We start from the raw sequence: 24,436 nt of genomic DNA, 5'->3' as shown, positions 1-24,436 counted from the left end.
AACAACGCTGCCCCTTAAAACGGCAGCGTTTTTTTTTATTCGCTTACACCAAACTGACAGACAGAAAAGCAAAAATTAAAAACAGCAGCACTTACGCAATCAGACTGGAGACATCATGAACTATCAGGATTTTTATCAGGCATCTCTGCAGCAACCAGCTCAATTCTGGGATCAGCAAGCGCAACTCATCGACTGGCATAAACCTTACACTGAGGTGCTGGATCACAGTCAACCACCGTTTGCGCGCTGGTTTGTCGGCGGTGAAACCAATCTCTGCCATAACGCAGTGGACCGCTGGCTGAGCACGCAGGCGGATCTGCCCGCTCTGATAGCGATTTCTACCGAAACCGGTCAGGAGCAGGTGTATAGCTTCGCTGAATTACATCGCGAAGTACAGCGCATGGCCGCGATTATGCAGAGTCTGGGTGTGAAGCAAGGAGACCGGGTGTTGATTTATATGCCCATGATTGCTGAGGCTGCATTTGCAATGCTGGCCTGCGCCCGTATCGGTGCCGTGCATTCTGTGGTGTTTGGCGGCTTTGCCGCGAAAAGTCTGGCGACCCGTATTGATGATGCGCAGCCGGCGCTGATCGTGTCTGCCGATGCGGGTATGCGCGCAGGCAAAGCCGTGCCGTATAAGCCCCTGTTAGATGAGGCGATTGCTGCCGCCAGCCATCAGCCTGCACACGTGCTGCTGGTGGATCGCGGGCTGGAGGCTATGCAACTGGTAGCCGGGCGCGATGTGGATTATGCCGCATTGCGTGAACAGCATCTGGCGGCGCAGGTGCCCGTGACCTGGCTGGAATCGAATGCGATGTCGTATGTGTTGTACACCTCAGGCACTACCGGTAAGCCTAAAGGTGTACAGCGTGATGTGGGCGGTTATGCGGTGGCGCTGGCGGCTTCGATGAAGCATGTTTTTTGCGGTAACCCGGGTGAGGTGTATTTCGCCACGTCGGATATAGGCTGGGTGGTCGGCCATTCTTACATCGTGTATGGCCCGCTGATCGCTGGTATGGCGACCATCATGTATGAGGGCACACCGATACGGCCGGATGCAGGTGTCTGGTGGAGTATCGTGGCGCGTCATCGTGTGAGCCGCATGTTCTCTGCACCTACCGCGATTCGCGTACTGAAAAAGCATCCGCCTGAACTGATGAAGCAGCATGATTTGTCTTCGCTGAAAGCCCTATATCTGGCCGGTGAGCCGCTTGATGAAACCACCTCCAGCTGGATTGCCACTGAGCTCGGCGTACCGATTATTGATAATTACTGGCAGACCGAAACCGGCTGGCCTATCCTGTCGATTGCACGCGGCATCGAGCATAAAGAGACCCGGCTCGGCAGTCCCGGCGTCCCCATGTATGGCTATGATGTACGCATCATCAATGAGGCTACCGGACAGGAATGTGCCGCCAATGAAAAAGGCGTGGTGGCGATACGCGGGCCGCTGCCGCCTGGCTGTATGCAGACCGTATTTGGTGACGACGCGCGCTTTGTGAATACCTACTGGAGTCAGTTCGCGCATGAACAACTGTATTCGACCTTTGACTGGGGCATACGCGATGCCGATGGCTATTTCTTTATACTCGGCCGCACCGATGATGTGATTAACGTCGCCGGACACCGCTTGGGCACACGTGAAATCGAAGAGAGCGTGTCCAGCCATCCTCAGATTTCCGAGGTGGCCGTGGTTGGGGTCGAAGATAAGCTCAAAGGCCAGGTTGCGGTTGCGTTTGCGATTTTGAAGAAGCCTGAGTTATATCCGGGTGAGTCTGAAAAACGTGCACTGGAGGCTGAGGTGATGGCCGTGGTCGATAAGCAACTGGGGGCGGTGGCGCGTCCGGCCCGCGTACACTTTGTGAACAGCCTGCCCAAAACCCGCTCTGGCAAATTATTGCGTCGTTCTATACAGGCGATTTGTGAGGGACGGGATGCCGGTGATCTGACCACGATAGAAGATCCGTCTTCACTGACCCAGATACAGGCAGCACTGGCTAGCCCACGCTGAATGCGCTTTTTTCGGGATAAGCTTGTCTCATTCCAGGGCCCGGTAATGCCGGGCCTGTTTATTACTGATGTAGGATACGGGCATCGCAACTTTAACCCTGATTTCAGAAAGCCCTGAAGTATGCAGTCTGTCGATTTATCACAACTGGTCAGTTTTACGATAGCGGTCAATGCGCAGCCTCTGCCTGATGCGATACGCTGCCTGAACATGGAGTTGCAGCTACAACCGGGTGGCCAGGCCAGCGCCCGTCTGGTACTGGATACGGCGCTGGTGCCGTCGACTCAAAAGTTACTGTTGCCAGGCTCGGCGATAGAGCTGGGCCTGGGCCCGGGCGGACTGAATCAGTTACGTTTATCTGGACAGATACTCAGCCTGCGTTTGCGTCTCCAGCCAAATCAGCCGCCTACGCTGGAGCTGCAATGCCAGATCGCGCAAGTGCTGCATCCAGGCGCGTCGGAGCAGCCTGAGCTGGTGTTGGTCATGGGCGAATCTTTGCTGGCGGCAGATTTAACGCTACAGTCGCTACTGGATGAGCCTGCGCAAAGCGAATTCAGTGTTTCCGGTCGGGTACAGTGCAGTGGCAGTATAGCGGCGCAACCCGGCGGGCTATTGGTATTAAGAGGCTGTGGGCGGCGTTTTGATGGCGCACACCGTATCGGACAAGTCACACATCATATCAGCGAGGGATGCTGGCTGACCGAAGTCAGTCTGGCACAGGAATAAGTCCATATCGAACCAGGCAAAAAAAATCCCCTGTACCGCAGAGGTGACAGGGGATTCTTGTCGAGGATGTGATCGCTACGCGTCAGGCCAGCAATGCTGAAGTCAAAGTACGCAATTCTTCGTCTGATTCTTCCAGGATGCTGTTGAGCGTGCCATCACCAACGACGAAATCAATTTCTGAAGTGAAGCGTTCGGATTCAGCATAGGAATTGAAATCCAGCGGTGATTTTGTCGCAGCCAGTTCATTGGCCAGCAACAGAGTGTCGCCCAGGGTTTCCGGTGGCATGGCGCGTAAGCCGTACCACATCGATTCCAGCGCCTCTACCACAGCGCCGGGCAGGCAGAGTTTCTGTATCACGGCGCGACCGATGATGGCTTCGGATGATTCCAGGTCGACCAGCGTATCTTCAAATTCAGGCAAATCATCATCGACTTCGCCGACGCCAAATGTGTCAGGTTCCAGCAAAGACGGAAATTCTTCCGCCTGGGACAGTAAATAAAAATTACCGACTTCATGCACGATACCGGCAAACATGGCGGTATCCGGGTCCAGCCGGGTGATGCGGCGTGCAATCACCTGGGACAGGGCCGCGACTTGTGCCGTGTGTTCCCACAGTTTTTGCGTTTTTGCCTGTATGGATTTGTCTTTACTCGATCCGGCCAGCTGGCGCACGATCAGGCTGGACACGATGGCCAGCAGTGTCTTGAAACCGAGCCGGTTGATGGCTGCTTTGACGTTGGTGACATCGCCACCGCGGTTGTATGCGGCAGAATTGGCAATCGCCACCACTTTTGCAGCCAACAGCGGTTCGTTGAGGATCAGTTTGCTTGCCATATCGATGGAACAGTCCGGATCATCCAGAGTCTGTTGCAGCTTAAGGGAGGCGGCCACATTGGCTGGAAAGACCAGGTCGCCCTTATGGGCCTGCTCAACGATGCATTTGAGTGCTTTTTGTCGGTTCATCGCAGAATTTCACTGTGAGTTCATGATGGCTATGGCGTTGAGCTTACATTAAATATTTCAAAAAAGAAAAATAATGCAAAGCGGCAACGTGGCCCAATAGGGTTTCATTCTGCTTGACTTAATCCATCAGGTCAATCAGGCAGTGCGGCTTGTGCCAGAAAACGACCGGAAAATCCGGTCGCCAGCAGGAATGAAAGTATAGAACTTGTAAAAATAAAACTTATTTACTTGCGTTAACAGATTTCTGCTCAGCAATCCATTTGCGCATTTTAGTCTCTAATAAGGATAAAGGCAGCGTACCATCACTCAAAATCGCATCATGGAACTGGCGCAGATCAAAGCGTTGCCCCAATTCAGCCTCAGCCAGATGACGCAGTTCCATGATTTTGAGCGATCCTATTTTGTAGCCGAGTGCCTGTCCCGGCCAGGCCATATAACGTTCTATCGCCTGGCGTGAAGCGGCTTCGGTATAGCCCAGAGTTTGTTGCAGATATTTGATGCCCTGCTCGCGGGTCCAGCCCTTGGCATGCATGCCGGTATCCACCACCAGACGGGTGGCGCGCAGCATTTCATCGCTCAGATGACCGTAATAGGCCGGTGGATCATTGGCGAACAAGCCCATTTCCTTGCCCAGGGTTTCTGCATACAAGGCCCAGCCTTCGGTGTAGGCGACATTACCACCGACGCGGCGGAATTTAGGCACATCCAGTTCTTGCAGACTGGCCAGGTGGAAGTGGTGGCCAGGCTGGCCTTCGTGCAGATACAGGGTTTTCATGCCGGTACTTGCATAATCCGCCGGATTATTGATGACGGCCCAGAACACGCCGGGACGTGAACCATCTAATGCTGGCGAGGTGTAATGATCGGACGCAGTTTCGCGGCTGATTTCAGGCTCAGGGCGGATTTCCAGTGGCGCTTTTGGGATTTTGCCGAAATAGGTAGGCAGATGTTTGCGGATTTCCTGATCAATGGCTTTATAGGCGTCCAGGATTTCTTTTTCGGTTTTAAACGTACGGTAAGTGGTTTGCGTTTCCATCCAGCCGGGCAAGCCTTGCGCATCGCCGTGATAACCCAGTTTAGGGCCGAGAATCGCATATTCACCTTGAATTCGCGCGACTTCTTTGAGGCCGATGGCGTGAATCTGTTCCGGCGTCAGATTGGTCGTGGTTTGTTCCGCGACCCATGCGCGATACCAGGCAGCGCCGTTCGGCAGCGCACCCCAGCCTGTGCTTGGACGGGCCGAAGGCAGATAGTCATCGTGCAGAAATTGATAAAACTCCTTCAGTGCTGGCAGGGTTTTTTGTGTGATTTCACGTTGATACGCTTCGCGCAAGCGGATCTTGTCGGCGTCAGAGAAGCTGGCCGGCATATTGATAATCGGCAGGTAGTAAGGATGATCCTCGACTTTGCCGGAAGCCAGTTGTTTGAACTGCGGCAGCAAAGCGTTCACCAATGCCATCGGCAGCGTGATATGGCGTTTTTTACCGATACGCATATTGCTGGTGGCCTGATTCAGCCAGTCTGGCAATTGCGCGATACGGCTCAGATAAGCGTCATACTGCGCCGGAGTGTTCAGTGGCTGTGCGCTTTGACCACTGCCAAAATGCGCGAGTGTCAGCGGGATGCTGTCCATTTGATTGATGGGCAGCAGATAGTCAGGGTAGGCTGCCAGTGACAGATTGCCTTGCAGTTCGTGCAGCAGGATGTCGTAAGTCACACGGTCTTGCCCGGATAACTGGCTGGCCGGCAGAGCCTTAAGTTCTTTGACCATGTTTTTCCAAAACGCGATCTGACGTGCGCGTACCTCAGGCTTTAAGGTCATCGGCAATTTATCGTCATAGCCTGCATCGCCATGATAAGTCGCTTCCAGCGGATTGAATTCAGCACTTGCGACATAGTAGCGATCTGCCAGTGCCAGTAATTTTTGTTGTGGATTCGCGGTTTTGCCACTAAGCGCGGTGTTGGTTTGCGCTGCGGCAGGCAGGCTGTAGGTGGTGTTGAGTAATCCCAGCCCCAGCAGCAGGGCAGGCAAGATGCGTAAAGTGCGCATGGATTTATTCACAGTAAACTTTCACTAAATGTCACGTCAATTTGATCGATATCCGCTGCAGGCAAAGACGCCGCTGCATGGACTGTGTTGTCATTTTAAGGCAGGAGTGCCAGACGGATAAACAAGGATTTGCGAAATCCGGCTTCCCTGTGCTGACCTGTTGGCTTGCCGCCTGAGTTGTTTGGAGTGTGCAGGACAGGCATAGTTCACTGGCAGTGGCAAATCTGCGGCCTGGCGCTATCGCAGCCAAGGTAACTGATCAGGTACAATGCGGCAAACCTGACTGTACAGAGGAAATATGAAGTTAGCGAGCTTAAAAGACGGGTCCCGTGACGGACAATTAATCGTGGTTTCCCGCGACCTGAAAACGGCCTGCATCGCCAATGGCATTGCGCCGACTTTGCAACGTGTGCTGGATGACTGGAATTTCATGGCGCCGCAGCTGGAAGAGCTGTATCAGCGCTTGAATGCAGGTAAAGTCGCTTATAGCTTTGATTTTCAGCCGCATCTGTGTATGGCACCTTTGCCACGCGCGTTTCAGTGGGCGGATGGTTCTGCTTATGTGAATCACGTGGAGCTGGTCAGAAAAGCGCGTCAGGCCGAGATGCCTGAGAGCTTCTGGCACGATCCATTGATGTATCAGGGCGGCAGTGATGATTTCATCGGGCCATGTGATGACATTGTGCTGGGTTCTGTCGAATGGGGCGTTGATTTTGAAAGTGAAATTGCGATTATCACCGATGATGTGCCTATGGGCGTGAGTCCTGACCGGGCGGCTGAGCATATCCGCTTACTCATGCTGGTCAACGATGTCTCATTGCGCAATCTGATCCCTGCAGAACTGGCGAAAGGTTTTGGCTTTTTTCAATCCAAACCGGCCTCCAGTTTCTCTCCGGTGGCAGTGACACCTGACGAGTTAGGCGAAGCCTGGCGTGATGGCAAAGTACATCTGGCGCTGCGATCGAGCTGGAACGGGAATCTGGTTGGTCAGCCGAATGCCGGTATCGATATGGCTTTCTCTTTTCCGCAACTGATCACGCACTTGTGTAAAACCCGCCGCGCCCGCGCTGGTACCATCATAGGGTCGGGAACGGTGTCCAACAAAGACGCTGCTAAAGGCTATAGCTGTATTGCCGAAAAACGTGCTCTGGAAATGATCGCCACTGGCGAAGCAATGACCCCGTTTATGCAATATGGCGACAGCATTAAGATAGAAATGCTGGATAAAAACGGCAAGTCCATCTTTGGCGCGATTGACCAGAGTCTGGTTGAACCGGATTAAACGTAGTCCTGCATCTGGTAAGCCTTAGTAAATAGCCCGTATCTGCGCAAAGATACGGGCTAATTTTTTTATTGCATCAATTCAGCTGGCTTTACTGGCGTCCTAGTTGGAAAAACACACTGCGTGCGCCATTCTGGCCTATCGCAAAGCCCAGATATACCGGTCCCAGGAAACTGTTGACGCCACCAAAGAAACTCAGACTCTTGCGCAGAGAGTTGACCGAGATATCCTTCTTTTCATTCCAGACATTGCCCATCTCCAGTGAAGAGCCAAAGAACAGGCTTTGTCCCGCCATTTCAAAATTGACGGCGCGCAGCAGATAGGTGGCGCTGCCATATAGCATGTAATTGCCAAGGAACTGGTCTTGCTGATAGGCGGACAGGCGCTGGAAGCCACCCAGCATAGAGCCTATACCGCGGATCTTGTTATCGTTTTTCTGAAATAGTCCGGCCGCGCTGAATTTCAGATTGAGGCTGTGGCTACCGTAACTCTTGGCCCAGACCGTATCGAGGTTGAATTCCTGATAGCTGTCGCGTGAACGATCCATGCCAAGGAATAAGCCGGTATCGACTTTATAGCCTTCGCGTGGAAAGCTGGGGTCGCTGAGCTGATCGATGACGAGTCCGGTTTTGAGTCCATATTGTTGAATACTCGCGCTAGGCAAGCTGTCGACGGAGCCTGTATTTTCCACGCCATTGGATGTCAGCACCCCGCCCAGTTTCGGAATGATACTGTAACGGTTGTAATTCAGACCTAGCCGCGCTTCGCCCAGTGTGCCCAGATTACCGAGGCGGTATGCGACTTCGACACCGGCTTTTTGCGCGCGCAGACTGTATTCAGCGAGTCGCACATTGTCTTTGTAGAAGTTCACAGTATTTTCGCTGACCTGAGCGAAGGGCAGCAGATAACTGCCTTCGCGCTCAAACAAGGGTTGACGCAGTTCCGTGCGGTACTTGAGCGTGTTACCGAGCTCAACATCATTACGCCATTCCAATCCGCCCTCTGTCAGCCAGGGGCGACGATGTCCGATTTGCAGGCGGTAGCCACCTGCACCATCGAAGCCGCTGGATAAAGCCAGACCGAAACGCAGAAAGTGCGGGCCCCAGTTTTTTCCATTGGCCTGAATGCGAATGCCGTAGCGATTATCTTTTTGTACCAGCTCATGACTCAGATTATCAAACTCTCTGGTCGTGCCCAGCGCAGCCAGTTTGGCGTTCACTTCTTCAGCATTGTAAAAGCTGCCGATTTCAAATCCAGTCAGGCGCCGGATATCGGCCTCGGGAATAGCGGTATTGTTGTCGATATCGATAAAGCTGATTTGTATCGGTGGCAGTTGAGGATTCTCGCGCTTGTTTTGCGCCACCCGGTAAGCCTGATCCTGTAAAGCCAGGCCGGCCAGCTTGGTCTGCAATTGTCTGGCTGCTTCCTGGCCTATCTCTGTGGCTTCTTTGGAGCGCCCAAAATCCAGAAATCCTATGTTGCCCAGATTGGGTTCTATCAGGATATCGTTATCTTTCAATTTGGCTTTTTGCGCGTTGACGTTTTGCTCGGTCAGGATATTGACCATTTGCTGACTCACGTTGAACAGGGTTTGCAGCTGTTTGCGCGGCATCAGTGGGGTGCCGATATTGACTGCGATAATGACGTCCGCCCCCATATCTCTGGCGATATCTATCGGCAGGTTACGCACCAGTCCGCCATCTGACAGCAAGCGGCCATCGATTTCAGTGGGTGCAAATACGCCAGGAGCAGCCATGCTGGCCCGTATCGCTTTATGCAGCGCGCCTTTATCAAAGACGACCATTTCACCGGTTTCCAGATCAGTCGCGACAGCGCGGAAGGGGATGGGCAACTGGTCAAATTTGATGTCGGGTGCCAGATGTGAGGTCCAGTTTTGTATCAGTTCCTGAAACTGACTGGCCTGCACCACACCGCTTGGCAGTCTTACCCCGTTTTCACTCAGACCCAGCGTGGCGCCGAGCGGATATTGCTCGTCCTCTTCGCGTATGCTTTGTGGCAGTTGGCGGCGGTCTATGCGATCAAGCGCAATATCATTGAGTTTCAGTTTCTCCAGGCGCTTTTCAATTTCACTCGCCGGAATGCCTGATGCGTAAAGGCCGCCAATCACTGCGCCCATACTGGTACCTGCGATGCAATCTATCGGTATATGCATCGCTTCCAGTTGCTTGAGCACACCAATATGGGCGAAACCACGGGCGCCGCCACCCGATAAAACCACGCAGATTTTCGGCGTTTTGGAGCTTGTCGGGGTGGCTGCAGGAAGCTGCGCGGAGGCAGGAATATGTATGAATAGTGCGAGTAAGAGGCTCAAAACAGAAAAAAAAGCCAGATTCTTGCCTAACTTTGGTGCGAAGTGAAATTTGAGCATGGAATTCTTTTCTCGGTCTCTATATACTGCTGGTAGTATATCAATTCAGTTTTACTAAAGGTTAGCGACATAAGCTAAGCGAGCTGATTCCAGTCCTCGTTGCTGTAATTTGGTGCTAATTTTTTTTAGTGGCAATGGTTTTTCGGGTAATTACATGCCATTAATGCTAGTTTGTTTCCTGAAGGCATGGACAGCGCCCTGGCTGTCTGCGCCACATTCACAGAATATTGTCATTCATGAACCTACATCAATTGCGCTTCGTCCGTGAAGCTGTCCGTCAGAATTTTAATCTGACTGAGGCAGCTAAGGCCTTATTTACTTCTCAGCCCGGTGTTTCCAAGGCGATTATTGAGTTGGAGGAAGAGCTGGGGGTGGATATTTTCACTCGCCACGGTAAGCGTATTCGTGGTTTGACTGAGCCTGGCCGGGCAGTGCTGAAGTCGGTTGAGCTGATCATGCAGGAAATTGACGGTCTGAAACGCATAGGTAAAGAGTATGCGGCCCAGGATAGCGGCAGCTTTACCATTGCCACTACCCATACGCAGGCGCGCTATGCCTTGCCTAAGGTGGTGCAGGCTTTCATGCAAAAATACCCCAAGGTTCGGCTTTCCCTGTTGCAAGGGAATCCTAAGCAGATTGCTGATATGGTGATGCGGGATCAGGCGGACCTGGTGATCGCGACGGAGTCAATCGCTGGCTACGACGGCTTGATTTCCCTGCCTTGCTATCAGTGGGAACATGTACTGGTGTTGCCGCTGGAGCATCCTTTGTTGAAACTGAAAAATATTACGCTGGAAGATATCGCCCATTATCCGCTGGTGACTTACGATGCGGCATTTGCCGGGCGCAGCAAGATAGATCACGCGTTTCAGATCAGAAATCTGAAGCCTGATATTTTGCTCGAAGCGATTGATGCCGACGTGATCAAGACCTATGTCGAACTTGGCATGGGGATAGGCATTATCGCTGGTATGGCTTTCGATGCTGAACGCGACAAGAGTTTGCGCGCAGTGCCGGTCGGGCATTTGTTCGGGATGAATGTGTCGCGCGTTGCGATCAAACAAGGGGCCTATCTGCGTAGCTATGTCTACACTTTTATCGAATTGCTCAATCCCACCCTGAACCGGAAAATGGTGGATAGTGTGATGCAGGGCAATAAAGATACTTACGATTTATAAACGGAAATAACATGACTGATTTGAAGTTGCGCGACTATTACGCACAACGTGCTCCGGTTCTGGAGCAGGACTACGCGATTGAAGAGCGCGAGGATGATCTCGAAGAGATGGAAGAGCGTGTCTGTGAAATGCTGATGGGACAAAAAGTGCTGGAACTGGCTTGCGGTACCGGCTATTGGACCCAGCAAATCGCGGACTTCGCAGAATCCGTGCACGCGACCGATTTTTGTCCTGAATTGCTGGAAATTGCACAAACCAAGGAATTTGATAACGATAACGTAGACTTTGCGCTTACCGATGCTTTTGCGCTGCCAGCTGCGGCGGCCGGACAATATAGTGCGGCTTTCGCAGGATTTTTATGGTCGCATGTTAAGCGTGAAGATCAGAGCAAACTCTTGAAGCAATGGTGCGCAGCGATAGGCAGTGGCAGCACGCTGATATTGATTGATGATAATGAAGTGGAAGGCGAAACTTTGCCTGTGGCGCGTACCGATCTGGAGGGTAATACCTTTCATATCCACACTATGGCAGATGGCAGCCGGGTAGAGGTCATTAAAAACTTCCCGACTGACAGCTATATGCGTAAAAAGTTTGCCGCTGTTGCGCGCGATATCCGTATTTATCGCAATGAGTATTACTGGATGCTGAGTTGCGTATTGCGTTAAATTGCGTTAAACAAGGATTTGCCCGGCTGCAAGTTCTAGTATTGTTCCTCGAAAGGAATACATGCTACATTGCAATCCGTTTTTTAACTTTCGGAGCAGCAGACATGGACTTGCAAGCATGCACAGAAGCAATTCGCACTAAAGTGGGTGATGATAGCGGTTTGAACGCAACGTTGAAATTTGATTGTGGCAGCGATGGCGTGGTATTTGTTGATGCAAGCGCCACACCGAATACGGTATCTAACGAAAACAAAGATGCAGCTTGCACGATCACCATCGCACTGGCCGATCTGGGTGCCTTGCTGACTGGTCAGCTCAATCCTATGAATGGCTTTATGATGGGCAAACTCAAAGTATCCGGCGATATGGGTATTGCGATGCGCTTGCAAACAGTCGTGTAATCCGGCGGAAAGTCATAGGTAGTATAAAAAAACGCGGCTGTCAGCCGCGTTTTTTTATGGTGCCGTCGCATTCGGTGTGGCGAGCAGAGTGCAACTGGCAATTGCAGAACTGCCATCCGGATGCAGGGCGTCGTAGCAGCGATGGCAGCGATTGCAAAATAAATGCGAACGTTTGACGTGGCGGTAGCGCAGATGTAGCTGCAAAGCTTCGTCACCGCAGTGTGGGCAGCATTCCCGCATGCTCCCCACTGATTGTATGTCTGGTAATAGCAGGCAGTCTCCTATGATTTCTCCTGCAATCGCGAGCGTGGGATCCAGCTCTTGTAGAATGAGACTGGACGAGGATGGACTTCTGCGTTCTGCGGTTTTTTTGATATTGTCAGAGTCAGGGTCAGTATTGGGCGGACTGTTTGTCGTCATACGGGCTCTCCTTACGTAGATTATTTTTGTCGCCTGCATGCAGTATCGGGGTTTCCTGAATGTAGTAGGGCGATTGCGATTGCTAGCGGTAATTTGTTTACGTTTTAGATGTATCAGTTTCTAAACGCAATGTGAGCACGGAAACAATGGCGCAAAATAATGTTAAGTATCAGCTCATGCTGATGCCGTCTGGGCTGAGCTGTGAGCTTCAGGCTGAGAAAACCGTATTGGAAAATGCCTTGGAGCAGCGTATCAGTATGCCGAGTTCCTGCCGCAATGGCACATGTCGTGCCTGTTTGTGTCAGTCCCTGCAGGGGCAGTATCGCTTCACCATAGATTGGCCAGGTCTGAGCCTGGACGAAAAACAGGAGGGGTGGATACTGCCCTGTGTGACTGTGGCCAGTTCTGACCTTAGTTTGCTAGTGCCTTTGGCGAAGCGCCTGAACGCTGAATCTGAGCCGGACTGAAACCGGAATCGGCGTTGCTGCAAAGGCGAGTCTGTTTGTCGCCGCGCACCCAGCACGCGCTGGATAGTTGGGGTTGTGGTTCAGGTATGCCGTCATCGCTGATTTTGGCTAAGCGGCTATCCCATACGGTCACGCCATGTTTATCTAGCTCCAGCCGTATCACCCAGCCCAGCGTCTGTGCTTCATTATCCAGTGCATCGATCATAAAATTCCCTATGCTGTAGATGATAGGTTTGCCTTTGTAGGTCGATGTCTCTTGCAGCACATGGGGATGACCGCCTATCACTGCGTCAGCACCGGCGTCTATCATCTTCCTTGCCAGATGTTGCTGACGTTGATTGGAGTGGTGCTCGTTCTCCCAGCCCCAATGCATGAACGGGATGACCAGGTCCGCTTTGTAGCGTTGCCGCGCTTGCTGAATGTCAAGTATCAGTTGCTCGTCTTCACTCCAGGCTATCCCCGCGGAGGCAGCACCCGCTTCGAAACTACGTGGCATGAACTCGTTATAGCCCAGCAGCGCAATACGTAAGCCCTTGCGTTCTATGATCAGTGGCTGGTGGGCTTCGCGCAGATTATTGCCGCCGCCAAAGTACTGAATCTGATTTTTGTGTAAATGCGTGAGCATTTCAGAAAATGCAGCCCGTCCAAAGTCGCCGGAATGATTGTTTGCTATCGATACCGCATCCACGTGGCGTTTTAACACGCTCAGGCTTTCCGGCTCTGCGCGGAAGGTAAAGTTTTTATCTGCCGCCTGACCATCTTTGGCAACGACGCACTCAAGATTGGCAATCCGGATATCGGTCGAAGCAAAAACAGCGGCAAATGCGGAAAACGGATCTTTTCCTTTAGTGATCCATTTCCCGGGTTGACCATCGAGTACGATATCGCCCGCAAAAAGCAAACTGACTTTTTGCCCATTTTCTGTAGCATGCGTCGAATTTGTTACCAGGAAGGTCATTGCGTAGAGAAGGATGCTGACGCAACGCATTTTTTTGCCGGAAAATAGTGAAATCATGATGCCAGGTTCTTTAAAGTGCAGTGATATTGGAGTTCCCGCTCGACTTCGCCCGCATACAGGGAATTGTGAGGGGTCAGCAGATAGGCTTGTTTGCTACGCCGGAATGGCGGGAAGTAACTGGCCTGATGGATAGGGATATCAGTTTTGCTGGTTTGGAAGTAGACATAAAGCTTGATGTAACTGATGCGACCATGCTCACCTATCATCACGGGCTTGAAACGAAAGCGTCCCTGAATATCGTGGGCGGCGATCCGGTAAGGTTCGCTGCTTAAGCCGGTTTCAATGACCTCGGTACTGCCGGCATAGGTGACAAAACACCTGAGCACAGGCGCAGTTGCTGACCGCGCTGCGAAAGCTGCGACGGGTAGCGTGCTGAGTAATGCGAAGCTCCAGATCTGCATGAGACAAAATAGCAGTTTTTGCATGGTAGTCATTGACCTTGTAGTTATCGGCAAACCGTTAAAAATATCACAAACATTTAGCTTAAGGGAAAGATTGTGCACCTCGGTCAATTGATGTAATCTCAATTTAATAAATCATTTGATTGAATAATTATTGAAGGAGTAAAGATGGCAAACGATATGTCGCAAAATCCGGAATTTCAATCGCTGTTGAAGCAGGTGGTGGAACAGTCCATCCCGTTTTGCAGGCTGATCGGTTTGCAGGTGCAGAGCTTTGCCAGTGAGCGACCAGAATTAAGACTCGCCATGCGGGATGACTTGTTGGGTAATTTTGCGCAGGGCATGTTGCACGGTGGCGTCATCGCTTCTGTCCTGGATAGTGTGGCTGGTGTTGCTATTCTGTTGAAGCTGGCTCAGACCCAGCCACGCGAAGATGCTTATGCGCAGATTCGGGAATTCGGACTGATGAGTACCATAGACTTGCGGATAGATTATCTGAAGCCAGGTAAGGGAAGCGCATTTATTGCGAGCGCGGAAGTGACGCGTTTGGGAAAACGGGTGGCCAACGTATTGATGGAATTGCGCAATGAAGAAGGGGATAGAATAGCCACTGGAGCAGCGGCCTTCATGTTGCATGGCAGAGCTTGAGTTGCTTGCGGCGGACTTGCATCCCGTGCTGATTGCAAGCTGAAAAGGCAGGTATTTTGCTGAATATGCGTTATAGATCAGACGGAACTTTGATAAATTCTTTAAAAAAGCCAGATAAATGCACAAAACTCAGATTTTATTTTACTTCCTCTCAGATTTTGTGCGTATAATCAGATCGTCGTTGAGATTCAAAGTGGTTTTGCAGTATCAGTCTGTCATTTCTTACTGAGGTTGAAACGATCTATCGGGCAACTGCCCAAATTCACTGAAATAGGAAATTGTAATGGCAACAGGTATTGTTAAATGGTTCAATGATTCTAAAGGCTTTGGTTTCATTACTCCAGACGAAGGCGGCGAAGATTTGTTCGCACATTTCTCCGCAATCGTATCTTCCGGCTTCAAATCTTTGAAAGAAAACCAACGCGTTTCTTTCGAAGTAACTACAGGCCCTAAAGGTAAGCAAGCTTCCAACATCCAGCCTCTGTAATTCAGAGTCTGATGGCGGAGTAAAGCCAAGCTGATAAAAATCCCCGATTCGTCGGGGATTTTTTTTGCCCGCAAACTGACTTTCGTCAGAAAACAACATTTTTTAACAAAATCAACTTTGCCTTAAATTACACATTTCTCTCGGGTAAAATCTGCAAAGAAGTTAGCAGGAACAGCTGATGGATGATGATTGTAAAATAGGTAATGGTCCTGCCCAGATTTTTGCGTCAGCATAAATATAAGAAATCGTGTCGGTCATTGTTAGGGATCAAGGTTGGGTGGTGAGAAATTTGTATTCTCTGTCAATTGTGCTCAGGAATTAATTAGGTGAGGGAAGAATGTTGAATCTAACTATCAGAATGAGGCTGATCGGTACCATGTCCTTCATGGCCATCATGTTGGCTATCGGTGGCGCTATGGGTGTCATCGGTGTGAAGAACAGTAATGCCATCATCGAAGAGATTTTCACGAATCAATTACCATCGGTCGATGCACTGCAGCAATCCCGTGTTGATCTGGTGCGATCACGCGTGACGATAGACCGTGCGATTGCCCATCCGGAGGCTCCTGATGTAGCAGAAACGATTAAGCGTTCTGAAATGTACGTCGGTAAGTCAGATGATGCATTCAAGAAGTATTTGACTTTGCCTCAGGATGAGGAAGAGAAAAAGTTGTCCGATCAGGTTGCTGTCGCCCGCGATCAGTACATGAACGAAGCGCATCTGAAAATGACGGCCGCGATCAAGGCAGGTAATCGTGACGAAGCTGATCGTTTAAATATGACTGTCGTACCGAAATTATTTACCGCCTACTCCGACAAAATTGCTGAGTTAAGTGATTTTCAATTGAAAGAATCTGAAAGCAAATTTCAGCAAAGTCAGACAGCCTTTAAATGGTTTGTCTGGATTGATGTGCTGGGTGTCGTGGGTGGTCTGGTGGCGGTATTTGTTTCTGCGCATTTTTTGTTGCGCGCAATTTCCCATCCTTTACATCAGACTCTGCGCCAGTTCCGTGCTATTGGTGATGGTGATCTGACCCAGCAACTCAAACCAGAATCTAAGGATGAAATGGGGGAGCTCATTTCCGGCCTTGAAAATATGCGTCAGAGCCTGGTGCAGACGGTGACGATGGTACGTCAAAGCAGTGGCTCGATTGCGGTATCTTCCGATGAAATTGCTTCTGGCAATATGGATTTATCTTCCCGTACCGAGCAACAGGCTGCCAGCCTGGAAGAAACTGCCTCATCCATGGAAGAGCTGACTTCTACTGTGCAACAAAATGCCGATAATGCACGTCAGGCGAATACGCTGGCGCTGACCGCTTCTGATGTCGCATCTAAAGGTGGCAAGGTGGTAGGTGACGTAGTGCACACGATGTCTTCCATCAAAGAAAGCTCGAACAAAATTGTCGATATCATCGCGGTGATTGACGGGATTGCTTTCCAAACTAATATTCTGGCGCTGAATGCAGCCGTAGAGGCGGCGCGTGCAGGTGAGCAAGGGCGTGGTTTTGCGGTGGTGGCCAGCGAAGTCAGAAGTCTGGCGCAACGCTCGGCCAATGCGGCAAAAGAAATTAAAGAGCTGATTGCAAATTCTGTTGATAAGGTAGAAGAAGGCGCGCGCCTGGTCGATGATGCTGGTAAAACCATGGATGAAATCGTGGTGTCGATCAAGAGTGTGGCCGACATCATGGCTGAAATTACTGCTGCCAGCGAAGAACAGCGTGAAGGAATTCAGCAAGTCAATCAGGCGATTACCAAAATGGACGAGGCGACGCAGCAAAATGCAGCCTTGGTGGAGCAGGCTGCTGCTGCTGCTGGCAGTATGCGTGATCAGGCCAGCAATCTGAATCAGGCAGTTGGTATCTTTAAGCTGGAAGCGGGAAGTGGATCACATTCTGCGGCACCGTCCGCACGACCTGCTGCCAGGTCCGTTGCTGTTAAGCCTAAGCAGGAAGTCAGGTCTTTGCCTGCACGTTCCCAGGCGGCTTCGGTTGGTGCTGCGAAGCCTGTTTCGGGCAATGCAAGTAAGCCGCGCGCCGATGAGTGGGAAGAATTCTGATCTGAATTGAAGCTGTGTTTACTAACAGCGCAGACAAAACAGGGAGCCCGTTTGTGACGTGCTCCCTGTTTTTTTTATCCCAAAATGCTTGCGCTAAGATGAGCCGGATTTAGCCTTTTTTCCAGTAGTCCGGTGAGCTGTAGGCTTGCCTCAGATAATCCACGAAAGCCCGTATCCGCAAGGGCAGGTGGCGTCGCTGAGCAAAAATGGCATAAATGTCGTTGCCGGGAGCGGTGTATTCATCCAGTACACTGACCAGCTTACCGGATTCAATTTCCGCACCTACCTCCCACATCGAACGCCATGCCAGTCCTTGTCCAGAGATGGCCCAGTCATGTAGTACTTCTCCATCGTTGCAAACCATATTGCCATCGACTTTAATCGTCACGTTTTTCCCGCTTTGGCGGAAAGTCCAGCCCCGCTGACTGCCATCGGCACTGAAGGCCAGGCAATTGTGGTTACTCAGTTCGTCCAGTGTTTTCGGTGCGCCGTGACGTTGCAAGTAGGAGGGGGCAGCAACCACGACCCGCTTATTATCCGCCAGCTTGACGCCGATCAGGCTGGAGTCTGACAGCGCGGCAATCCGGATCGCTACATCAATGCCCTCACCAATCAGATCCACCACCCGGTCGTTCAGACTCAGTGTCAGTTTTAATTGCTGATGTTGCTGCAAAAAGTCAGGAATTAAGGGGGCAACATGTTGTCGTCCAAACCCGGCGGGTGCTGAAATCGTCAGTACACCGCTGGCGCTGGCGTTGCGTTCGGCAACGGAAGATTCCGCTTCTTCCAGTTCCGACAGGATGCGCTGGCAATCCTCTAAAAAAGAACTGCCTTCATTGGTTAGTGCGATTTTGCGTGTGGTCCTTTGCAGTAATTTGACGCCCAACCTTTCTTCCAGCGCGTCCAGACGCCGGCTGATCATCGCCGGGGCGACCCCTTCCGCCCGAGCCGCTGCTGACAGGCTGCCGCGTACGGCGACCTCAGCAAAAGTGCTGATTTGTTTAAATTGATCCATGAAGAATCATTCCCCCAAAGAGTTTTATTATTGATTTAGCACATTAGCGAGCTTCGGTATGGTTTTGTCAGGTAATGGATAGATGTATTTTTTGCATAGGCGCGTCCATTCGCTTCTGCGTATGCTTTCTGTGCGAGAACTTTTTCCAGAGAGCAGTTTTATCCGGTTTACGAGTATTTATATACTGAATGAAAGCTATTTCATCTTTTATTTTTGCGAAAAAGTAAAAGATAAAGTGATAAATCTCTTATTTATGTTTGTTTTAATTGAATATACTCTGTAGTTTCCTGATCAAAACGGTATGCAGAGGTAAGGTGATGGCAATACATGCAATTGCGTTTGATGCCTACGGCACATTGTTTGATGTGTATTCGGTCAGTGAACTCGCAGAGAAGTTGTTTCCCGGTTACGGTAAACAGCTGGCTCAATTGTGGCGCAGGAAACAGATTGAGTACACTCAATTGCGCACTATGTGTTGTATGTATAAGCCATTTTGGGAAGTTACCCAGGATGCTCTGGTGTTTTCCTGCCGTTATTTTGGTTTGCAATTAGACCTGGATGCGCAAAATGCATTAATGGGTCAGTATGCAAGGCTGACTGCTTTTCCTGAAAATAGGGAAGTGCTTCAGGCCTTGCGGGACAAGGCTTACAAGCTGGCGATTCTGTCCAATGGTACGCCGCAGATGTTGCAGGCAGCGACTGAGCATGCAGGTATGCAGGGTTTGTTTCAGCATTTGCTCTCGGTTGATGCAGTGAAAGTCTATAAAACTGCCCCGGAAGCCTATCAGCTGGGACCAGACATGTTTGGCGTGCCGGCAAAAAATATGTTGTTTGTTTCGAGTAATGCCTGGGATGTCTGTTGTGCTACCTGGTTCGGTTACACCACTTTTTGGGTCAATCGCGATAATGCGCCGCTGGAAGAGTTAGGCGTCATGCCGCATGGCACAGGGCGCACGCTGGCCGATGCCTTACATTTTCTTGAAACATATCAGTGATTTAATTTGATGTGATGCCTTTAATTTATTTTCCTTGTTTATTGCATTGAGTCGGTTTCAATGCGTTTCTTTTTATGGAGAGCACGATGAGTCAGTTGATATTGCCGCAAGGCTTGGAAATTACCGGAGCAATCAAGCCAGGTTACGAACAGATCCTGACCCCGGAGGCGTTAGCACTGGTAGCAAAACTGAGCCGCGCATTTGAGCCGCGTCGTCAGGAATTGCTGGCAGCACGGGTTGCGCGTGCCAAACGTATGGATGCCGGTGAGCGCCCGGACTTTTTGGCTGAAACCCGCCACATTCGTGATGGTGACTGGAAAATTGCGCCGATTCCTCAGGCACTCGAGTGCCGTCGGGTAGAAATTACTGGCCCGGTGGAACGCAAAATGGTGATTAATGCACTCAATTCCGGTGCTGACAGTTACATGACTGATTTTGAAGATTCCAATACACCGAATTGGGATAATCAATTGCAGGGGCAGATCAATATGCGTGATGCAGTGCGTCGCACGATCAGCCTGGAGCAGAATGGTAAGTCTTATCACTTAAACGATAAAATTGCCACGCTGGTCGTACGTCCACGCGGCTGGCATCTCGATGAGAAGCATGTGCTGGTCGATGGCAAGCGTATTTCCGGCGGTATTTTTGATTTTGCGTTGTTCTTGTTCCATAACGCTAAAGAACAACTGGCGCGTGGTGCCGGTCCATATTTCTATCTGCCGAAAATGGAATCCCATCTGGAAGCGCGTTTGTGGAATGATATTTTTGTCATGGCACAAAATGAAATCGGCATTCCTCAAGGCACCATCAAGGCGACAGTGCTGATAGAAACCATCGTTGCTGCGTTTGAAATGGATGAAATCCTGTATGAGTTGCGCGAACATAGCTCCGGTCTGAATGCCGGACGCTGGGATTACATTTTCTCTTGCATCAAAAAATTCAAAAACGACCAGGACTTCTGCCTGGCGGATCGCGCTAAAGTGACCATGACGGCACCTTTCATGCGCTCGTATGCCTTGCTGTTGCTGAAGACTTGCCATAAGCGCAATGCACCTGCGATTGGCGGTATGGCTGCTTTGATTCCGATTAAAAACGATACTGAAAAAAATGAAGTTGCAATGGGCGGTGTCCGCAATGACAAAGCACGTGATGCAACGGATGGCTATGACGGTGGCTGGGTAGCGCATCCGGGTCTGGTTGAATTGGCGATGACTGAATTCAAAAAAGTACTGGGCGATGCACCGAATCAGATTTCCAAGCAACGTCCGGATGTGGAAGTGTCCGCCAAGGATTTGCTGAACTTCCAGCCTGAAACCCCAATCACGGAAGCTGGCCTGCGTTATAACATCAATGTTGGCATTCACTATTTGGGTGCCTGGCTGGCGGGCAATGGTTGCGTGCCTATCCACAATCTGATGGAAGATGCGGCGACCGCAGAAATCAGCCGTTCTCAAGTCTGGCAATGGATACGCTCCAGCAAAGGTAAGCTGGAAGACGGTCGCAAGGTCACTGCCGAGATGGTGCGCGCCATGATTCCGGAAGAATTAAGTAAGGTGAAGGCGGTTGCTGGTGAAGGTGCGACGTATGACCGCGCGGCGCAGATTTTTGAGGAAATGTCGACTTCTGGCGATTTTGCGGAATTCCTGACTTTGCCATTGTACGAAGAAATTTGATACGGCCTATCTTAGCTGTATTGTTGATGTAGCGAAAAGCGATGCCATGTTGATGGTGTCGCTTTTTGTTTTTTGCAGCATGGCGGTGCATAATCAAGGCCGCGCCTGAACTCTGTTGCAGATGGTGGAAAACCTGGCAGGGTGCTGTGCTATGCTTGCGCGCTTATTTTTCAGGAATTTTGTCTATGTCTACTTTGCCCCTCACTCAGGAATCCATGATCGCTCAAACCATCAACTGGATGGAAAAAGCGGTAATCGGTCTGAATCTCTGTCCTTTCGCTAAGGCAGTGCATGTCAAGCAGCAAATTCGCTATGTAGTCAGTGAGGCCAAGAGCGAGCAGGATCTGGTCGAGGATTTGCGCCGTGAGCTGGAGGTGCTGGCGGAAGCGAATCCTGAAAAAATCGAAACCACCTTGCTGATTTGTCCGGATGTGTTACGTGACTTCATGGACTTCAATGATTTCCTGGATGTGGCTGATGCCTTGCTGGAAGAGCTGGATCTGGCTGGTATTTTGCAAATTGCGAATTTTCATCCTGATTATCAGTTTGCTGACAGTGAGATGGGTGATATAGAAAACTATACCAATCGCTCCCCTTATCCGACCTTGCACTTGTTACGTGAAGACAGTATTGATAAAGCAGTGGAAGCCTTTCCTGAGGCGGAAGAAATTTACGAACGCAATATGGAAGCCATGCGCAAGCTTGGACATGAGGGCTGGCATGAGATGTTTGCTGATCAGCCAGAAAGTAAGTAAGCACTCAAGTCGGCACTTAAGTAAGCGAGTAAGCGCTCCTTTTGCCGCAGTGTGGCGCGACAGCGCTCATAGCTTTCGATAAATTATTTATATAAATATACTCAAAAGTAATATGGTGCCGGGCTGCTGCCCGACTGCTTCTTGAGTAGCTTGCTCAAGCCATGAGCGAGCAATCGTTCCTGCTTCGCCAGGAAAATGCGGTATTCTGGCTTTGTTAAAGCGGTGGATGTGTGCAAATCGGGCATGCTAACCTTAATTTCCTGATTTTCGTGTGACTGTGTTCCTGTCGCTGAGTCTGATAAGTGCGTACTGCGCCGCACCAATTCCATAGTTTCCTCTTTGGAAAATGAACTTTTCTGCCATATTTCTGTAGAAAATTCGAAAAATCAGTATGCGTTGAACGAATAACTTAAGAAAATTTGCTTTTGATTGCCTTGTTATTTTGCAGGGCAGCATGTAGAGTAAGGGGTTGTTCTACCTCATTTTTCACCCTTACGTCTTCTATATCTATGGCTTTAATCGTCCACAAATACGGCGGTACTTCGATGGGTTCGACTGAACGCATCAAGAACGTCGCCAAGCGCGTCGCCAAATGGCATGATGCCGGTCACCAGATAGTGGTGGTGCCGTCTGCCATGTCCGGCGAAACCAATCGTCTGTTAGGTCTGGCGAAAGAACTCAATGCGCAGCCTGATCCGCGCGAACTCGATATGATCGCCTCCACCGGTGAGCAGGTATCGGTAGGATTGCTGGCCCTGGCCTTGCAGGCTATCGGCAAGCAGGCAGTATCTTATGCTGGCTGGCAAGTCGCTATTAAAACTGATTCCGCCCATACCAAGGCGCGCATTGCATCCATCGACGATGCCAAAGTCAAGGCAGATCTGGATGCGGGCAAGGTAGTGATTATTACCGGCTTTCAGGGTGTGGATGAGAAGGGCAATATTACGACGCTGGGGCGTGGCGGTTCGGATACTTCAGCGGTCGCAGTTGCTGCAGCACTGCAGGCAAAAGAATGCCTGATCTATACCGATGTGGACGGTGTCTACACGACCGACCCACGTGTCGTGACTGAGGCGCGCCGCCTGAATACCGTGACATTTGAAGAGATGCTGGAAATGGCATCACTGGGCTCCAAAGTGCTGCAAATCCGCTCGGTCGAATTTGCCGGTAACTATCGTATGCCTACCCGCGTTCTGTCATCGCTGACGGATCCATTAATGCCGCTGGAAGAGGAAGCAACTTCTGGCACACTGATTTCGTTTGAGGAAGATACAAATATGGAACAAGCTACCATCACTGGCATCGCATTTAATCGTGATGAAGCAAAAATCACCGTACTGTGCGTACCGGATCGTCCAGGCATCGCCTATCAGATCCTGGGGCCAGTCGCTGACGCCAATATTGAAGTGGATATGATTATCCAAAACCAGTCCGTCGAAGGAAAAACCGACTTTACGTTCACTGTGCCGCGCAATGAATACGCGAAAGCGATGCAGGTACTGGAAGGCAGCGTTAAAGAACATATTGGCGCAACCAGCATCGTTGGTGATTCCAAAGTGTCTAAAGTATCTGTGGTTGGCGTCGGTATGCGCAGCCACGTAGGTATTGCTTCGCAGATGTTCCGCACCTTGTCGGAAGAGGGGATCAATATCCAGATGATTTCGACTTCGGAAATTAAAATCTCGGTGTTGATCGATGAGAAGTATATGGAGTTGGCCGTGCGTGCTTTGCATAAAGCATTTGAACTGGAAAGCGCCTGATCTGCGTTTGCAAAAAAACTTGTTTTTGTGTTGACAGCTAGTTGACCAAAAGCGGTGTAGCAGATATTATCTTGGTCTCGATTGCTGTGAAGCGCAAGCTTTGTGGTAATAGTGTGGAGACGTGGCCGAGTGGCCGAAGGCACTTCCCTGCTAAGGAAGCATCTGGGGTAACCTGGATCGTGAGTTCGAATCTCACCGTCTCCGCCAGTATTTATGATTAAGCCCTTGATTTTCAAGGGCTTTTTCTTTTTTCAGGCTAGCTAGTATGCCATCTGGTATGCCATCCAATTTTGGTTGTAAAAGCTAATGTAATGACGTGGCATAGGCAATGTCTAAAATGATTGTAATTCTAGAGTTTGCAGAACAACAGTCGGGGCTATGTCCCGGATTCGCTTTTGCAACAACAGGCTGGCATCCATTCAAGCCTTGGAAATAGTGATCTGCNAGTTATGCATGGCATGATTTTACGGGAGGGTTACATTCGCTCCCCATTTAAAGTCCAATTTGGTTTGGAGGGAATGAAAATTGGGGTACTTGGTGATTTAAGCCCAGGTTTAGGACATCATCACCTCATCATTGACTCAGGTTCTGTGAAGGCTGGTGAATTTGTCCCCTTTGATGAAAAGCATATGCATTTTGGGAAAGGGCAAACGGAAACTGAGTTAAATCTTGCTCCAGGAAAATACAAATTAACCCTCCAATTTGGTAACGGAGCACATCAGTCATATGGAGATAAACTGAGTAGTAGTATCTACATAGAAGTTCAAAAATAGGATACAAAACTCTAGCGCCTATTGGGCATCTCTACAGGGTTTGACCTGCCCGGAAATTTCCTACCGCTGGTAACTTAACTCGCCGGCCTCANTGACCTGCCCGGAAATTTCCTACCGCTGGTAACTTAACTCGCCGGCCTCAGTAGGTGAATCTTTGAGCATTGTTTTCACAAACTCGTTTGTGGAGTCAAATATTTCAGGCTGGCGTGCGACCTGATTTCGTTGTAGTGCTGCCGCCAGTCCTCGATGATTACTCGCGCTTCAAGGCGGTTCCTGAACCACTCCATCGACAGGCATTCATC

The 24,436-nt window shown here is 50.3% G+C and carries 22 protein-coding genes, 1 tRNA gene and 1 pseudogene; 16 read left to right on the top strand and 8 right to left on the bottom strand.

From position 1 onward, the window contains the following. Positions 1 to 91: 91 nt before the first annotated feature. Both EYB48_RS18205 and EYB48_RS18200 read left to right on the top strand, forming a co-directional pair. Positions 92 to 2,011: pseudogene (locus EYB48_RS18205) on the top strand (propionate--CoA ligase); the annotation flags it as partial. A gap of 120 nt (positions 2,012 to 2,131) precedes the next feature. Continuing rightward, on the top strand, positions 2,132 to 2,734 hold the full coding sequence (locus EYB48_RS18200) for a hypothetical protein (protein WP_162021807.1): 603 nt from the start codon (positions 2,132 to 2,134) through the stop codon (positions 2,732 to 2,734). Positions 2,735 to 2,816: 82 nt separating this feature from the next. Here the strand turns inward: EYB48_RS18200 and EYB48_RS18195 are convergent, their stop codons facing one another. Together EYB48_RS18195 and EYB48_RS18190 are read right to left on the bottom strand one after the other, a co-directional pair. Continuing rightward, positions 2,817 to 3,698, bottom strand: a complete 882-nt coding sequence (locus EYB48_RS18195; protein WP_162021806.1) for an HDOD domain-containing protein — start codon at positions 3,696 to 3,698, stop codon at positions 2,817 to 2,819. A gap of 220 nt (positions 3,699 to 3,918) precedes the next feature. After that, on the bottom strand, positions 3,919 to 5,748 hold the full coding sequence (locus tag EYB48_RS18190) for a DUF885 domain-containing protein (RefSeq protein WP_162021805.1): 1,830 nt from the start codon (positions 5,746 to 5,748) through the stop codon (positions 3,919 to 3,921). A gap of 298 nt (positions 5,749 to 6,046) precedes the next feature. Between EYB48_RS18190 and EYB48_RS18185 the strand changes: the two genes are divergently transcribed. Further along, the gene (locus EYB48_RS18185; RefSeq protein WP_162021804.1) at positions 6,047 to 7,030 is read left to right on the top strand and encodes a fumarylacetoacetate hydrolase family protein; all 984 of its coding nucleotides are present in this window, start codon (positions 6,047 to 6,049) and stop codon (positions 7,028 to 7,030) included. A 91-nt stretch (positions 7,031 to 7,121) separates the two neighbouring features. Here EYB48_RS18185 and EYB48_RS18180 read toward each other — a convergent pair whose 3' ends face one another. Further along, positions 7,122 to 9,419 carry a patatin-like phospholipase family protein gene (locus EYB48_RS18180; RefSeq protein ID WP_162021803.1) on the bottom strand — a complete coding sequence of 766 codons (2,298 nt, stop codon included), beginning with the start codon at positions 9,417 to 9,419 and terminating at the stop codon, positions 7,122 to 7,124. Positions 9,420 to 9,655: 236 nt separating this feature from the next. Here EYB48_RS18180 and EYB48_RS18175 point away from each other — a divergent pair, with 236 nt between their 5' ends. The 3 genes from EYB48_RS18175 to EYB48_RS18165 all read left to right on the top strand — a co-directional run bounded on the left by EYB48_RS18175 (position 9,656) and on the right by EYB48_RS18165 (position 11,663). Then, positions 9,656 to 10,597, top strand: coding sequence for a CysB family HTH-type transcriptional regulator (locus EYB48_RS18175; RefSeq protein ID WP_162021802.1), 942 nt, complete (start codon positions 9,656 to 9,658; stop codon positions 10,595 to 10,597). A gap of 11 nt (positions 10,598 to 10,608) precedes the next feature. Next, the gene (locus EYB48_RS18170; RefSeq protein ID WP_162021801.1) at positions 10,609 to 11,262 is read left to right on the top strand and encodes a class I SAM-dependent methyltransferase; all 654 of its coding nucleotides are present in this window, start codon (positions 10,609 to 10,611) and stop codon (positions 11,260 to 11,262) included. A gap of 104 nt (positions 11,263 to 11,366) precedes the next feature. Next, entirely contained in the window at positions 11,367 to 11,663 is a 297-nt protein-coding gene (locus tag EYB48_RS18165) for an SCP2 sterol-binding domain-containing protein (RefSeq protein ID WP_162021800.1), read from the top strand. 54 nt (positions 11,664 to 11,717) lie between these two features. On the opposite strand, the gene EYB48_RS18160 is transcribed toward EYB48_RS18165, so the two are convergent. Continuing rightward, positions 11,718 to 12,083, bottom strand: coding sequence for a hypothetical protein (locus EYB48_RS18160; protein WP_162021799.1), 366 nt, complete (start codon positions 12,081 to 12,083; stop codon positions 11,718 to 11,720). 146 nt (positions 12,084 to 12,229) lie between these two features. On the opposite strand from EYB48_RS18160, the gene EYB48_RS18155 reads away from it, so the two are divergent. Further along, the gene (locus EYB48_RS18155) at positions 12,230 to 12,550 is read left to right on the top strand and encodes a 2Fe-2S iron-sulfur cluster-binding protein (protein ID WP_162021798.1); all 321 of its coding nucleotides are present in this window, start codon (positions 12,230 to 12,232) and stop codon (positions 12,548 to 12,550) included. Here EYB48_RS18155 and EYB48_RS18150 read toward each other — a convergent pair. Next, the gene (locus EYB48_RS18150) at positions 12,495 to 13,565 is read right to left on the bottom strand and encodes a CapA family protein (RefSeq protein WP_235935259.1); all 1,071 of its coding nucleotides are present in this window, start codon (positions 13,563 to 13,565) and stop codon (positions 12,495 to 12,497) included. The genes EYB48_RS18155 and EYB48_RS18150 overlap by 56 nt on opposite strands. Continuing rightward, positions 13,562 to 13,993: a hypothetical protein gene (locus EYB48_RS18145; RefSeq protein WP_202927833.1), complete on the bottom strand. Its 432-nt coding sequence runs from the start codon at positions 13,991 to 13,993 to the stop codon at positions 13,562 to 13,564. Before EYB48_RS18145 ends, EYB48_RS18150 begins: the two co-directional genes overlap by 4 nt. Before the next feature lie 144 nt (positions 13,994 to 14,137). Here EYB48_RS18145 and EYB48_RS18140 point away from each other — a divergent pair, with 144 nt between their 5' ends. The 3 genes from EYB48_RS18140 (at position 14,138) to EYB48_RS19390 (ending at position 17,163) form a co-directional block, all read left to right on the top strand. Beyond that, the gene (locus EYB48_RS18140; RefSeq protein WP_162021797.1) at positions 14,138 to 14,617 is read left to right on the top strand and encodes a thioesterase family protein; all 480 of its coding nucleotides are present in this window, start codon (positions 14,138 to 14,140) and stop codon (positions 14,615 to 14,617) included. Positions 14,618 to 14,900: 283 nt separating this feature from the next. After that, the gene (locus EYB48_RS18135; RefSeq protein WP_162021796.1) at positions 14,901 to 15,104 is read left to right on the top strand and encodes a cold-shock protein; all 204 of its coding nucleotides are present in this window, start codon (positions 14,901 to 14,903) and stop codon (positions 15,102 to 15,104) included. A 337-nt stretch (positions 15,105 to 15,441) separates the two neighbouring features. Beyond that, positions 15,442 to 17,163 (top strand): methyl-accepting chemotaxis protein, encoded by a 1,722-nt coding sequence (locus EYB48_RS19390; RefSeq protein ID WP_268895159.1) that lies wholly within the window; start codon positions 15,442 to 15,444, stop codon positions 17,161 to 17,163. A 109-nt stretch (positions 17,164 to 17,272) separates the two neighbouring features. Here EYB48_RS19390 and EYB48_RS18125 read toward each other — a convergent pair whose 3' ends face one another. Next, positions 17,273 to 18,178 (bottom strand): LysR family transcriptional regulator, encoded by a 906-nt coding sequence (locus EYB48_RS18125; RefSeq protein ID WP_162021795.1) that lies wholly within the window; start codon positions 18,176 to 18,178, stop codon positions 17,273 to 17,275. A 317-nt stretch (positions 18,179 to 18,495) separates the two neighbouring features. Between EYB48_RS18125 and EYB48_RS18120 the strand changes: the two genes are divergently transcribed. From EYB48_RS18120 to EYB48_RS18095, 6 genes are all read left to right on the top strand, one after another. Then, complete coding sequence (locus tag EYB48_RS18120) at positions 18,496 to 19,173, top strand: haloacid dehalogenase type II (RefSeq protein WP_162021794.1); 678 nt, start codon at positions 18,496 to 18,498, stop codon at positions 19,171 to 19,173. 86 nt (positions 19,174 to 19,259) lie between these two features. Further along, the gene (gene aceB, locus EYB48_RS18115; protein WP_162021793.1) at positions 19,260 to 20,846 is read left to right on the top strand and encodes a malate synthase A; all 1,587 of its coding nucleotides are present in this window, start codon (positions 19,260 to 19,262) and stop codon (positions 20,844 to 20,846) included. A 185-nt stretch (positions 20,847 to 21,031) separates the two neighbouring features. Next, entirely contained in the window at positions 21,032 to 21,601 is a 570-nt protein-coding gene (locus tag EYB48_RS18110; RefSeq protein WP_162021792.1) for a DUF1415 domain-containing protein, read from the top strand. A 509-nt stretch (positions 21,602 to 22,110) separates the two neighbouring features. Then, positions 22,111 to 23,361 carry an aspartate kinase gene (locus tag EYB48_RS18105; RefSeq protein WP_162021791.1) on the top strand — a complete coding sequence of 417 codons (1,251 nt, stop codon included), beginning with the start codon at positions 22,111 to 22,113 and terminating at the stop codon, positions 23,359 to 23,361. Positions 23,362 to 23,476: 115 nt separating this feature from the next. After that, a tRNA-Ser gene (locus EYB48_RS18100) sits at positions 23,477 to 23,568 on the top strand. 242 nt (positions 23,569 to 23,810) lie between these two features. Then, on the top strand, positions 23,811 to 24,134 hold the full coding sequence (locus tag EYB48_RS18095) for a DUF4399 domain-containing protein (RefSeq protein WP_162021833.1): 324 nt from the start codon (positions 23,811 to 23,813) through the stop codon (positions 24,132 to 24,134). A 167-nt stretch (positions 24,135 to 24,301) separates the two neighbouring features. On the opposite strand, the gene EYB48_RS18090 is transcribed toward EYB48_RS18095, so the two are convergent. After that, positions 24,302 to 24,436, bottom strand: a 135-nt coding sequence (locus tag EYB48_RS18090) for an integrase core domain-containing protein (protein ID WP_162021790.1), incomplete at its 5' end; no start/stop codon positions are given.

The sequence above is a fragment of the Cognatundibacterium crateris genome (assembly GCF_010078235.1).
Taxonomy (GTDB): Bacteria; Pseudomonadota; Gammaproteobacteria; order Burkholderiales; family Burkholderiaceae_D; genus Undibacterium; species Undibacterium crateris.
Note: the sequence above shows the minus strand (reverse complement) of the source record. Positions and strands in the feature narration are given on the sequence as shown.